The 12,507-nt window shown below is 71.0% G+C and carries 13 protein-coding genes; 10 read left to right on the top strand and 3 right to left on the bottom strand.

Annotated elements, in window-relative coordinates; genetic code table 11:
• Window positions 1-193 precede the first annotated feature (193 nt).
• Window positions 194-1,483 carry a glucarate dehydratase family protein gene (locus N8I87_RS13360; protein ID WP_263208578.1) on the top strand — a complete coding sequence of 430 codons (1,290 nt, stop codon included), beginning with the start codon at window positions 194-196 and terminating at the stop codon, window positions 1,481-1,483.
• Between the two features lie 101 nt (window positions 1,484-1,584).
• Window positions 1,585-2,727 (top strand): carbohydrate kinase family protein, encoded by a 1,143-nt coding sequence (locus tag N8I87_RS13355; protein WP_411577222.1) that lies wholly within the window; start codon window positions 1,585-1,587, stop codon window positions 2,725-2,727.
• 235 nt (window positions 2,728-2,962) lie between these two features.
• On the opposite strand, the gene N8I87_RS13350 is transcribed toward N8I87_RS13355, so the two are convergent.
• Window positions 2,963-3,670, bottom strand: coding sequence for an FAD binding domain-containing protein (locus tag N8I87_RS13350; RefSeq protein WP_263208577.1), 708 nt, complete (start codon window positions 3,668-3,670; stop codon window positions 2,963-2,965).
• A 242-nt stretch (window positions 3,671-3,912) separates the two neighbouring features.
• On the opposite strand from N8I87_RS13350, the gene N8I87_RS13345 reads away from it, so the two are divergent.
• The 8 genes from N8I87_RS13345 to N8I87_RS13310 all read left to right on the top strand — a co-directional run bounded on the left by N8I87_RS13345 (window position 3,913) and on the right by N8I87_RS13310 (window position 10,895).
• Window positions 3,913-4,980, top strand: coding sequence for a PhoH family protein (locus N8I87_RS13345; protein ID WP_263208575.1), 1,068 nt, complete (start codon window positions 3,913-3,915; stop codon window positions 4,978-4,980).
• Window positions 4,981-4,995: 15 nt separating this feature from the next.
• Window positions 4,996-5,493 carry an rRNA maturation RNase YbeY gene (ybeY, locus tag N8I87_RS13340; RefSeq protein WP_263208574.1) on the top strand — a complete coding sequence of 166 codons (498 nt, stop codon included), beginning with the start codon at window positions 4,996-4,998 and terminating at the stop codon, window positions 5,491-5,493.
• A gap of 9 nt (window positions 5,494-5,502) precedes the next feature.
• Window positions 5,503-6,804 carry a hemolysin family protein gene (locus tag N8I87_RS13335; RefSeq protein ID WP_263208572.1) on the top strand — a complete coding sequence of 434 codons (1,302 nt, stop codon included), beginning with the start codon at window positions 5,503-5,505 and terminating at the stop codon, window positions 6,802-6,804.
• Window positions 6,801-7,160 (top strand): MmcQ/YjbR family DNA-binding protein, encoded by a 360-nt coding sequence (locus tag N8I87_RS13330; RefSeq protein WP_263208570.1) that lies wholly within the window; start codon window positions 6,801-6,803, stop codon window positions 7,158-7,160. The genes N8I87_RS13335 and N8I87_RS13330 overlap by 4 nt, the downstream gene beginning before the upstream one ends.
• Window positions 7,161-7,213: 53 nt before the next feature.
• Window positions 7,214-7,567, top strand: coding sequence for a cytidine deaminase-like protein (locus N8I87_RS13325; protein WP_263208568.1), 354 nt, complete (start codon window positions 7,214-7,216; stop codon window positions 7,565-7,567).
• Between the two features lie 199 nt (window positions 7,568-7,766).
• A complete protein-coding gene (locus tag N8I87_RS13320) occupies window positions 7,767-8,243 on the top strand; it encodes a hypothetical protein (RefSeq protein WP_263208566.1) in 477 nt (158 codons plus the stop codon).
• Window positions 8,244-8,416: 173 nt separating this feature from the next.
• Complete coding sequence (locus N8I87_RS13315) at window positions 8,417-9,745, top strand: beta-xylosidase (RefSeq protein ID WP_263208564.1); 1,329 nt, start codon at window positions 8,417-8,419, stop codon at window positions 9,743-9,745.
• A 91-nt stretch (window positions 9,746-9,836) separates the two neighbouring features.
• Window positions 9,837-10,895 carry a DUF916 domain-containing protein gene (locus N8I87_RS13310; protein WP_263208562.1) on the top strand — a complete coding sequence of 353 codons (1,059 nt, stop codon included), beginning with the start codon at window positions 9,837-9,839 and terminating at the stop codon, window positions 10,893-10,895.
• Here N8I87_RS13310 and N8I87_RS13305 read toward each other — a convergent pair.
• Together N8I87_RS13305 and N8I87_RS13300 are read right to left on the bottom strand one after the other, a co-directional pair.
• A complete protein-coding gene (locus N8I87_RS13305) occupies window positions 10,789-11,127 on the bottom strand; it encodes a P-II family nitrogen regulator (RefSeq protein ID WP_235452279.1) in 339 nt (112 codons plus the stop codon). The two genes, N8I87_RS13310 and N8I87_RS13305, sit on opposite strands and share 107 nt — an antisense overlap.
• Window positions 11,124-12,434 (bottom strand): ammonium transporter, encoded by a 1,311-nt coding sequence (locus tag N8I87_RS13300; RefSeq protein WP_317633464.1) that lies wholly within the window; start codon window positions 12,432-12,434, stop codon window positions 11,124-11,126. Before N8I87_RS13300 ends, N8I87_RS13305 begins: the two co-directional genes overlap by 4 nt.
• Between the last annotated feature and the right edge of the window lie 73 nt (window positions 12,435-12,507).

The raw sequence follows: 12,507 nt of genomic DNA, 5'->3' as shown, positions 1-12,507 counted from the left end.
AAGGGCGTTGGATGTGATGTGGGTCACCTTCTGTTTGGGATGAGGGGAGGCGGGTAGCAATGCGCGCCATTGCTGGCGCGGTGGAGGGTGCCGTTGACGGCCGCTGTTCGCCTATCTAATCTCAGTTCTCATACATGGACGGCGTCTGTGATGGGGAGATGACGTCCGGACTCGACCTCGTAGGAGCCGCCCTGTGACCCGTGACCTGACCATCACCGAGGTACGGCTGACGCCCATCCTGGTCGCCGACCCGCCGCTGCTGAACACACAGGGCGTGCACCAGCCGTACACCCCCCGGCTGATCGTGGAGGTGGAGACGGCCGACGGGACCACCGGGCTCGGCGAGACGTACGGCGACACCAAGTACCTGGAGCCGGCCCGCCCGCTCGCCGACCGTCTGATCGGTCGCCGGGTCACGGACGTGAACGCTCTGTTCACCCTCGACGTCCCCGTCGATGACTCCCGGGTCGAGGACGCCGTCGACGTCGGCGGACTGCGCGGCGTCCAGACCGCCGACAAGCTCCGGCTCTCCGTCCTCTCCGCCTTCGAGGTCGCCTGCCTGGACGCCCAGGGCAGGGCGCTCGGCCTGCCGGTCCACGCGCTGCTCGGCGGCAAGGTGCGGGACTCGGTCGAGTACAGCGCCTACCTCTTCTACAAGTGGGCGGCCCATCCGCAGGGCGTGCCGGCCGAGGCGGACGACTGGGGCGCCGCGCTCGACCCGGCCGGAGTCGTCGAGCAGGCACGGAAGTTCAAGGACCGCTACGGCTTCACCTCCTTCAAGCTCAAGGGCGGTGTCTTCCCGCCCGACGAGGAGATCGCCGCCGTACGCGCGCTGGCCGAGGCGTTCCCCGGGCACCCCCTGCGCCTCGACCCCAACGGCGCCTGGTCGGTGGAGACCTCGCTGAAGGTGGCGAAGGAACTGGCTGACGTCCTCGAGTACCTGGAGGACCCGGCGCTCGGCACCCCGGCGATGGCCGAGGTGTCCGCCGGCACCGACGTCCCGCTCGCCACCAACATGTGCGTGACGACCTTCGCCGAGATCAAGGAGGCGTTCACACGGGACGCCGTGCAGGTGGTGCTCTCCGACCACCACTACTGGGGTGGGCTGCGCAACACCCAGCACCTCGCGGCGATCTGCGACACCTTCGGCGTCGGGGTGTCCATGCACTCCAACACCCACCTGGGGATCAGCCTGGCCGCGATGACCCACGTCGCGTCGACCGTGCCCCGGCTCCACCACGCCTGCGACTCCCACTACCCCTGGCAGTCGGAGGACGTCCTGACCGAGCGGCTCTCCTTCTCCGGCGGCCGGATCACCGTCTCCGACGCCCCCGGCCTCGGCATCGAACTGGACCGCGACCGGCTGGAGGTCCTGCACCGCAGGTGGGCGCGGAACGACGGGTCGCTCAGGGACCGGGACGACGCGGCGGCGATGCGGGTGAGCGAACCGGGGTGGGTGACGCCCACGATGCCTCGCTGGTAGGGGCCGCCGGTCTCCGTACGAGGGGCTCCGGTACGAGAGCGGTCGTGCTGTCCGTGACGTGGTGCACACTGGCCAGATCCGCACCAGTCAGGGAGCGCACCGTGACCGCGTCCAACGCGTCTGCCGGGGAGGAACCGGAGCACCTCACAGACCCGCAGCACAGTCCGGCCCAGGTCGATCCACTGGCCGTCCTGCGCGCGCCGGACGACCCGCCCTGGGACGTCTACCTCACGGGCACCGTCTTCCTGGACATCATCTTCACCGGCCTCGACTCGGCTCCCGTGCGCGGGACCGAGTCCTGGGCGCGGGGCATGGGCTCGAGCCCCGGAGGCGTGGCGAACATGGCGACGGCCCTGGCCCGCCTCGGCCTGAAAACGTCCCTCGCGGCGGCCTTCGGCGACGACCACTACGGTGACTACTGCTGGGACGTGCTCGCCCAGGGCGAGGGCATCGACCTGTCACCGTCGCGCACGGTCCCCGGCTGGCACTCCCCGGTCACGGTCTCCATGGCGTACGAGGGCGAGCGCACGATGGTCTCCCACGGCCACGAGCCGCCCCCCGAGGAGCCAGCCCCGGACTGCCCGCCACGCGCGCGTGCCGCGGTCGCGTCCCTGACACCCGGCAAGAGCGCACCCTGGGTCGCACAGGCCGCGAGCGAGGGTACGAGGATCTTCGCGGACGTCGGCTGGGACGACACGGGCGCCTGGGATCTGGCCGGCCTCGCCGACCTGGCGCACTGCGAGGCGTTCCTGCCGAACGCCGAGGAGGCCAAGCGCTACACGGGCGCCGACTGCCCGCGCGCGGCGGCCCACGCCCTCACCGAGTTCGTACCGCTGGCGGTGGTCACCCTCGGCGCGGAGGGCGCCTACGCGGTGGACCGGCGGACCGGGGAGGCCGCCGAGGTCCCCGCGATCGCCGTCGAGGCCCTCGACCCGACCGGCGCCGGGGACGTGTTCGTCGCGGGCTTCGTCACCGGGACCCTGGCCGGCTGGCCGCTGGCCGACCGCCTCGCCTTCGCCGGCCTGACGGCCGCGCTGTCCGTCCAGGAGTTCGGCGGCTCGCTCTCGGCCCCCGGATGGTCCGAGGTCGGGGCATGGTGGCGCAGGGTCCAATCGGTGGAGGGCCAGGACCCGGCCGCACTGCGCCGCTACGCCTTCCTCGAACACCTGGTTCCGGAGGAACACCTCAGACCCTGGCCCCGCCGCAGAGCGGTCCCGACGATCGGCTTCCGCCGCCCGGCCTGAGCACGGACCGACGCGTTCCGCGCCGCGGTGGGGCGGGTCACCGAGGGCCTGCCCCGCCTCGGGCTCCCGCCAGTCGCGGACGGCCGTGGCGGACGGGTACCGGTCGTGGGGCGGGGATGCGCGCGAGCGGCTGCTCGGTTCCCCGCTCCTTCGGCTTCCGTGCCGCGTGGGCGGGGCTGTCGCCGGTTGCCGGGCGCGGGTCGGTCCAACGTCTGGGCCCCGCTGCTTGCCCAGGTCAGTCGTCCGACGCCTGGGACAGGACCGTGGTGACCTCCTCCCGGAGGGCCTCGCGGGCCGGGTCCGGGAGGGCGTCCAGCGGGGTGTGGCTCAGGGCGTCGAGGAGTTGGGCCGGGGCGGCGTCGCGGGGCAGGGTTTCGGAGAGGACCTCGTAGCCGTCGCGGACGGCGACGCGGAGTTCCGTGGGGTGCGCGGCCGCCGCGACTATGAGCGGGGGCGCACCGCCCGCCTCGCCGGGCAGCTTGCGGTAGCCGCTGGCCAGGGGCGTGTGCCAGCGGAGCTTCAGCACGACCGGCCGCTTCGCCAGGACCTCGGTGAGGTCGGTCTCGTACGTGCCGTCCGTCGCCAGCACCACGGCACGCGCGTCCAGCACCAGAGCCGCGGGCAGCAGATCGCGCAGCGCGCTGCCGACGAGGTTGCCACCGACCGTCGCGGTCCGGCGCACCGCACCCGTGCCCACCCCGGCCGCCGCCCGCCACAGCACCTCCGGCACCCGCTCGTCGACCTGGTGCAGCAGTACGGCCCCGCCCACCTCCTCGGCCCCGATCACCCGCGCCTCGGGCACCTTGCGCAGCGACACCGCCTGCTCGGGAAAGCCGTCCCGCTGCCAGGCGGCCCACACCAGCGTGGCGCCGCCGACGGGGACCGCCCCCTCGGCCAGAAACCCCTGCGCTTCGGACACGGACGTGGGCAGACGCAGCAACATGGCGGCCGACCTGCTTCCTTCGGACAGGTGGCCCTGGGTGACGTGGCCCACGACCACGTGAGGCGTGACACGGCGCATTCTGCCCGCACGCCCGGGAGCGCATGCAGGGCTCACGGCTGCACAGCCGGACGCCGAAAAGCCCTACGGCGTTGTCAGTGCCCCGTCGTACCCTTGGAATCGCGAGGCCGCCCTCAGCTACGCGGCCATGATGAGGAGGAACCGCAGGCCTACAGCGCCGGCCCATGACTCAGACACCCACAGCTCACACCCCCGCGCAGGGACAGGCGAGAGCACAGTTCACGGTCCCTGCCCAGCACCCGATGGTCACCGTGCTGGGTTCCGGCGACTCCCTCCTGCGCGTGATCGAGAAGGCCTTCCCGGCGGCCGACATCCATGTCCGGGGCAATGAGATCAGCGCGGTCGGCGACCCCGGTGAAGTCGCCCTCATCCAGCGCCTGTTCGACGAGATGATGCTGGTGCTCCGCACGGGGCAGCCGATGACGGAGGACGCAGTGGAACGCTCGATCGCGATGCTGCGGGCGAGCGAGAACGGGGAGGGCCCGGAGGAGACCCCGGCCCAGGTGCTGACACAGAACATCCTGTCCTCGCGCGGCCGCACGATCCGCCCCAAGACCCTCAACCAGAAGCGCTACGTCGACGCGATCGACAAGCACACGATCGTCTTCGGCATCGGCCCCGCCGGTACCGGCAAGACCTACCTCGCCATGGCCAAGGCGGTGCAGGCCCTGCAGTCCAAGCAGGTCAACCGCATCATCCTGACCCGGCCGGCCGTGGAGGCCGGCGAGCGCCTCGGCTTCCTGCCCGGCACGCTCTACGAGAAGATCGACCCCTATCTGCGCCCGCTGTACGACGCGCTGCACGACATGCTCGACCCGGATTCCATCCCGCGCCTGATGGCGGCGGGGACCATCGAGGTGGCGCCGCTGGCGTACATGCGCGGCCGTACGCTGAACGACGCCTTCATCATCCTGGACGAGGCCCAGAACACGAGCCCCGAGCAGATGAAGATGTTCCTCACCCGTCTCGGCTTCGACTCGAAGATCGTGATCACCGGTGACGTGACGCAGGTCGACCTGCCGAACGGCACCAAGAGCGGTCTGCGGCAGGTGCAGGAGATCCTGGAGGGCCTGGACGACGTCCACTTCTCCCGGCTGTCGTCCCACGATGTCGTACGGCACAAGCTGGTGGGCCGTATCGTCGACGCGTACGAGAAGTACGACGACAAGCACGGCACCGAGAACGGCACCCACAAGGGCGGCCGGGGCCGGTCCGGGCACAAGGGGAAGTAGAGACACGGCACCACCATGTCGATCGACGTCAACAACGAGTCCGGAACCGAGGTCGACGAGCGGGCGATCCTCGACATCGCCCGCTACGCGCTCGCGCGGATGCGCATCCACCCGCTCTCCGAGCTCTCGGTGATCGTCGTGGACGCCGACGCCATGGAGCAGCTCCACATCCAGTGGATGGACCTGCCCGGCCCGACCGATGTCATGTCCTTCCCGATGGACGAGCTGCGGCCGCCGGCCAAGGACGAGGAGGAGCCCCCGCAGGGACTCCTCGGCGACATCGTGCTCTGCCCCGAGGTCGCCGCCAAGCAGGGGGCCGAGGCGCCCACGCAGCACTCCATGGACGAGGAGCTCCACCTGCTCACCGTCCATGGCGTGCTGCACCTGCTCGGCTACGACCACGAGGAGCCCGACGAGAAGGCCGAGATGTTCGGCCTGCAGGCCGCCATCGTGGACGGCTGGCGCCATGAGAAGGGCCTGACCGGCCCGTCCCCGGCGCCGACGGTCTCGTAAGCGGCTCCGATGAGTCCGCAGATCGTCATCGGCGCGATCGCCCTCGTCGTCGTCGCCTGGCTCGCCGCCTGCGCCGAGGCCGGTATCGCGCGGGTCTCCAGCTTCCGCGCGGAGGAGGCGGTGAAGTCCGGGCGGCGCGGCAGCGCCCGGCTCGCCCAGGTCGCCGCCGACCCGACCCGCTATCTCAACGTGGCGCTGCTGGTCCGCGTCACCTGCGAGATGGCGGCCGCGGCCCTGGTGACCTACGCCTGCCTCCAGGAGATCGACGTCACCTGGCAGGCGCTGCTCGCCGCGATCGGCGTCATGGTCCTCGTGTCGTACGTCGCCGTCGGTGTCTCCCCGCGCACCATCGGCCGCCAGCACCCGCTGAACACGGCGACGGCTGCCGCGTACGTCCTGCTGCCGCTGGCCAGGATCATGGGCCCGATCCCCTCGCTGCTGATCCTCATCGGCAACGCCCTGACCCCCGGCAAGGGCTTCCGTCGCGGTCCCTTCGCCTCCGAGGCGGAGCTGCGCGCGCTGGTCGACCTCGCCGAGCAGGAGTCCCTGATCGAGGACGAGGAGCGCCGCATGGTGCACTCGGTCTTCGAACTCGGCGACACGCTCGTACGGGAGGTCATGGTCCCCCGGACCGACCTGGTCGTCATCGAGCGCTACAAGACCATCCGCCAGGCCCTCACCCTCGCGCTGCGCTCGGGCTTCTCGCGCATCCCGGTCACCGGGGAGAGCGAGGACGACATAGTCGGGATCGTGTATCTGAAGGACCTGGTCCGCAAGACGCACATCAGCCGTGACGCCGAGAACGACCTGGTGTCCACGGCCATGCGGCCCGCGTTCTTCGTGCCCGACACCAAGAACGCCGGCGATCTGCTGCGCGAGATGCAGAAGGAACGCAACCACGTCGCCGTCGTGATCGACGAGTACGGCGGGACCGCGGGCATCGTCACCATCGAGGACATCCTCGAGGAGATCGTCGGCGAGATCACCGACGAGTACGACCGTGAACTGCCGCCCGTGGAGGAGCTGGGCGACGACCGCTACCGGGTCACCGCCCGCCTCGACATCACGGACCTCGGTGAGCTGTACGGGCTCGAGGAGTACGACGACGAGGACGTGGAGACCGTTGGCGGACTGCTGGCCAAGGCGCTGGGCCGGGTGCCGATCGCCGGTGCCTCGGCCGAGGTCGAGCTGCCCGACGGGCGGAGACTGGGGCTGACGGCGGAGGCCGCCGCGGGCCGCCGGAACAAGATCGTGACCGTGCTGGTGGAGCCGGTGGGGCAGCCGGCGGAGCGGGACGAGGAGTCCGAGTGACACCCGAGGAGCTGCGCGCCTTCTGTCTGTCGTTCAACGCGGTGGTGGAGGACTTCCCGTTCAGCCCGGGGGTCTCGGTCTTCAAGGTCCTGGGCAAGATGTTCGCGCTGAGTTCGCTGGACGAGCGGCCGCTCACGGTCAACCTCAAGTGCGACCCGGAGGACGCGGTCCGGCTGCGCGGTGAGTACGAGGGCCTGATCGCCCCCGGCTATCACATGAACAAGCGGCACTGGAACACGGTCACCGTCGACGGTGAGCTCCCGGAGCGTCTGGTCCGGGAGCTCATCGAGGATTCGTACGACCTGGTCGTCGCCGGACTGCCGCGCGCCGACCGGCTCCGCCTCGACCGCCCCTGAGACGGTGTACCCCGTGGCGGGGTGCGCGGGGCCGTGCTCCGTATGCTCAGGGCATGACCGACAGCAACGCGCTCGACCCCGAGGACCGCAAGATCGTCACCCTGGCCCGTTCCGCGCGGGCCCGCAACGACGTGCCCGAGGGCGCGGCCGTACGTGACGAGACGGGCCGTACGTATGTCGCCGGGACCGTCGCTCTCGACTCGCTGAAGCTCAGCGCTCTGCGGACCGCGGTGGCGATGGCGGTGGCGTCCGGGGCGAAGTCCCTCGAGGCGGCGGCGGTTGTGACGTCTGCGGACACTGCATCGGCGGAGGATCTGGCGGCCGTACGGGACCTGGGTGGGGCCGGGACGCCGGTGCTGGTGGCCGGGCCGGACGGGGTTGTTCGGGTGACCGTTTCCGCGGGCTGAGGGTGTTTGAAGCGTTACCGAACGACAGGTCGGCCGGAATTCAACCTTGTCGTTCCCTGCCTCCTGCGCATCAATGAGAACGCAAGTTCCGACGGACCGTCAGGTCCGAGCCTTTCAGTGTGCCCGCACCCACCTGAGACAGGCATCCCGTCCATCCCCACATGGCATTCCCACGAACGGGAAGGGAGCCGGATTCCCCATGAGAGGCAAGCGCTCAGTAACCGGTGCGGCACTGACGGTCGGGGCCCTCGCGGTCACCGGCCTCGCGTTCGCACCCACCGCGGTCGCCGTCACCCCCCAGTCGGCGACCATCACCGCCGACTGCGGTCTCTTCGGCGGCGGTGCGGCCACACTCACCGCCACCCAGAGCGGAACCTCGGCCACCATCACCCTCACGTCCAGCGCGGTCACCGCACCGCTCGCCGTGTCGGCCGACTCGATCACCTCCAAGCTCACCCTGGTGAAGGCGAGCGGCGGCACCACCGTCTTCAGCGGGACGAAGAACCCGGCCATGGCAGCCGGGGACCCGGTCAGCGTCGGCCCGCTCAGCGGCACCGTGGCCTCCGGCGACAGCCTGGAGGCGCACGGCGGTTCGCTGCGGATGACCGTCTTCGGCATCACGATCACCTGCACGGCGACGGCGAACCAGTCGCCGGGTCCGTTCGTCTTCGACTGATCCGACCGATACAACTGATCTGACTGAGCGGTTCGTTCCGGATGCCGCAGAAACTGATGAACCGTCAGTTTTCTGCGGCATCTCCATTGACTTCTCACGTGACCTGCACATCAATGGCCCCCTGTCGGCGCAGCCGAGCCGCTGCGCCCGCAACCCTCAGGAGGGGGCATCCCATGGGTTCGACAGTCCGAAGATCCCGACGGTGGCGCTGGGCGTCGCTGTTCGGGGCGACCGCGCTCGCGGTCACCGCGGGCGGAGCGCTGGCCTGCCCGGCCGGTGCCGCGGGCACGAACGTGGACTTCGCCACGCACTGCATCCCGCCCGCGGTCGCGGGCATCCCGCCGATCGACGGCACCACCACCGCAAGCGTCTCGGTGGACAACACGAGTCCCAAGGTGGGCGACACGGTCACCGTGACCTACACGGTCGTCACGCCCGCCGCCAGCAACCCCACCGACATCGCCCTGCCGGCCGACATCATGACCCCGACCGGCAAGGTCACCCTCGGCGGTGCGCAGACCGGCTCGGTCACGGTCGCCGGGCCGAAGAAGAACACCCCGGTGCCGGGGAAGGGCGCCTTCCCGTCGTTCTCCATGACCGGGACGTTCACCCTCACCACGCCCGGCGCGATCACCCTCTCGCCCGGCGACTACAACATCCACACCAGCTACATCCTGGAGCTGGACACCCCGTGCACGGTCATCACACCGCCCGCCCCGGTGTCGGAGACCGTCACGGCGACCTCCGGCACGCCCACCAACACCCGGGCGATCTCGCTGAGTTCGGCATCCGGCAACCCCGGTGCCGGTGTCACCGTCAGCGGCAGCGACTTCACGCCGGGCGCCACCATCACCCTCGCCGGACGGTCCGGGGACACCCAGACCGCGGACACGGCGACCGCGACGGCCGACGCCCAGGGCTCCTTCAGCGCCCCGATCACCGTCAACGACAGGACGACGACCGGGATCGTCGCGTACGAGGGCGCCTCCTGGAACGCCGACAAGGGCGCCGGTCCCGCCGCCTACGTCGTGAACGACACCACGCCCGTCCCCGCCGGCAGCCAGAAACTGACCACCACCGTCAAGGCGGGAACCCTGTCCATGTCCCAGGCCGGGGACGCCGTCGCGCTCTCGGCGGTCGAATTCGGCAAGGGCGGCGCCTCCACGGGCACCCTGCGGACCGTGACCGTCAAGGACTTCCGCGGCGGGCCCGCGGGCTGGTCCCTGACCGGCAAGGTCACCGACTTCACCGGTCCCGGCGCCAAGATCGACGCCGGGAAGCTGAGCTGGACCCCCGCCTGCGCGACCAAGGCGGGCAGCCCGAGCACTTGCAAGGCCGGTTCCGCGGGCACGGTGGGCGCTTCGGGAGCGACGCTGGCGTCGACCCCCGACGGCACGGTCACCGGCGGCGAGTTCACCGTGGACGCCGGACTCTCCCTGGACGTACCGGCGTTCACGCCTCCGGGTTCGTACTCCGGCGTCCTGACCCTCACCCTCACCTGATCCGCCCGCTCTCGGCGGCCGGGCGCCCGACCGCACCGGGCCGCACCCGCCCGACCGCCGTCCCGACTCCGCCCGTGGGGGGTCCGCACCCATGCGCAAGCCGTATGTCCTCCTCCTGAGCCTCATCGGTCTGTTCTGCGGGCCCGCGGCCGGATCCGCGCACGCCGCCGACAACGGCAGCTGGTCCGTGTACCCCGTCGCCTCCCAGGTCGCCGCCCGGCCCTACTTCTATCTCTCCGCCGACCCCGGGCAGACGATCACCGACAAGGTGGCCGTCGCCAACAAGACCGGCAAGCCGCTCACCTTCCGCCTCTACGCGGCCGACGCCTACAACACCGCCCGCGACGGAGGCTTCGCCGTGCGGACGGTCAAGGAGCGGATGCGGGGCGTCGGAGCCTGGGCGAAGCCCGCGCGGTCCCGGGTCACCGTGCCGGGCCACAAGACGGTCACCGTGCCCTTCACCCTGCACGTCCCGCAGGGCGCCGAACCGGGCGACCACCCGGGCGCGATCGTGGCGCTGGACATGGGGGTACACCCTGCTCGAGCGAAGTCGAGAGCTTGGGGGAGGGTCGACCCCGGCTCGGGTTCACTCGCGCTCGGGGTGCAACGGGCCGTCGGCGCCCGGGTCTACCTGCGGGTGAGCGGGCCCACGGTCCCCGCGATCTCCGTCGAGAACATGCACGTCACCCACCACCAGCCGCTCGTCCCCGGCCTCGGCGACAGTGGCGCGACGATCTCCTACACCCTGCACAACACCGGCAACGTCACCCTCGACCCCAAGGTGGAGCTGCGCGCCCGGGGACTGTTCGGCCGTACGCTCCTGGCCCGCGAGCTCACTCGGATCCCCGCCGAGCTGCTGCCGGGACAGCGGGTCCGGCTCACCGAGCCGTGGCGGGACGCGCCCCAGCTCGACTGGGGGGACGTGACGCTGACGGCGAGCGCCACCGGCACCCACGAGTCGGCGAGCGCGTCGTTCTTCGCGCTGCCGTGGCTGGTGGTGGGGCTGGCGTTCGCCGCGGGGGTGGCCGGCGGGGTGCTGTTCGTCAGAGCGCGTCGGGGCCGCGCTCGCCCGTCCGAACCCGTACGACCGTCTCCACCGGCACGGCCCACACCTTCCCGTCCCCGATCTTCCCCGTCTGCGCGGCCTTGACGATCGCGTCGATGACGTCCTCCGCGGCGGCGTCCTCCACGACGACCTCGATACGGACCTTGGGCACCAGGTCGACGCGGTACTCGGCGCCGCGGTACACCTCGGTGTGGCCGCGCTGGCGGCCGTACCCGCTCGCCTCGGTCACGGTCAGGCCGTGCACGCCGAGCTCCTGGAGGGCGGTCTTGACCTCGTCGAGCCGGTACGGCTTGACGATCGCGGTGATGAGCTTCATGCCTGGGGGGTGACCTTCTGGGCGGTGGGGACGACGGAGTGGGCGACCGGGGCTCCATGGCCCAGGACCCCGTGATCGTAGGCCGTCTCGGCGTGCACCGTAAGGTCCAGGCCGGTGTGCTCCTGCTCCTCGTCCGCACGGAAGCCCATGAGCTTGTCGAGGGCCTTGCCGATGCCGTACGTCACGGCGAACGCGTAGGCGGCCACGACCACCACGGCCACCAGCTGCTTGCCCAGCTGGGCGAGCCCGCCGCCGTAGAGGAGGCCCTCCGTCCCGCCGGTCATCGCCCTCTCGGCGAAGACGCCGATCAGCAGGGTGCCGATGACGCCGCCGACCAGGTGGACGCCGACGACGTCCAGGGAGTCGTCGTAGTTCAGCCGGAACTTCCAGCTCACCGCGTAGGAGCAGACGCCACCGGCGGCGAGGCCGACGACCAGGGCGCCGAGCAGGGAGACCGAGCCGCAGGACGGGGTGATCGCGACCAGACCGGCCACGGCACCGGAGGCCGCGCCGAGCGTGGTCGGATGGCCGTCGCGCCGCTGCTCGACGAAGAGCCAGCCGAGCAGACCGGTGCAGCCGGCGGCGAGGGTGTTGAGGAAGACGGCGGCCGCAAGCCCGTTGGCCGCCAGGGCAGAGCCCGCGTTGAAGCCGAACCAGCCGAACCAGAGCAGACCGGCGCCGAGTACGACCATGGGCAGGTTGTGCGGCCGCATGGCGTCCTTCTTGAACCCCAGCCGCGGGCCCAGCACCAGGCACAGCGCGAGACCGGAGGCGCCGGAGGCGATCTCGACGGGCAGGCCGCCCGCGAAGTCGAGAGCACCGAGGTGGTGCAGGATCCAGCCGCCGGGGCCCCAGACCCAGTGGGAGACGGGAACGTATACGAGCAGCGCCCAGAGGGGTACGAAGACCAGCCACGTGCCGAAGTTCGCCCGGTCGGCGATCGCGCCGCTGATCAGCGCCGCCGTGACGATCGCGAAGGTCAGCTGGAAGGTGGCGAACAGCAGGGTGGGGACTGTGCCCTGGACGCTGTCCGGGCCGAGACCTCTCATACCGGCGTGGTCCAGCCCGCCGATGAGTCCGCCGCCGATGTCGTCACCGAAGGCGAGGGAGTAGCCGGCCGCCAGCCACACCACCGTGACCAGGGCGATCGACACGAAGCTCATCATCAGCATGTTGAGGACGCTCTTCGTGCGGACCATGCCGCCGTAGAAGAGGGCCAGGCCCGGGGTCATCAGCAGGACCAGGGCGGTGGCGGCGAGCAGCCAGGCGGTGTCGCCCGTGTCTGCGTGCGGGGCGGCGAGGGTCACGTCGTCTCCAACGTCGTCTCCAACGGTGCGGGGGCTCGTCAGAGATTCCTGGGTACGCGTTTCCGGTAGCGTA

It is taken from the genome of Streptomyces sp. HUAS 15-9 (assembly GCF_025642155.1).
In the GTDB taxonomy this organism is placed as follows: Bacteria; Actinomycetota; Actinomycetes; order Streptomycetales; family Streptomycetaceae; genus Streptomyces.
This window is presented reverse-complemented; position numbering and strand designations above follow the sequence as displayed.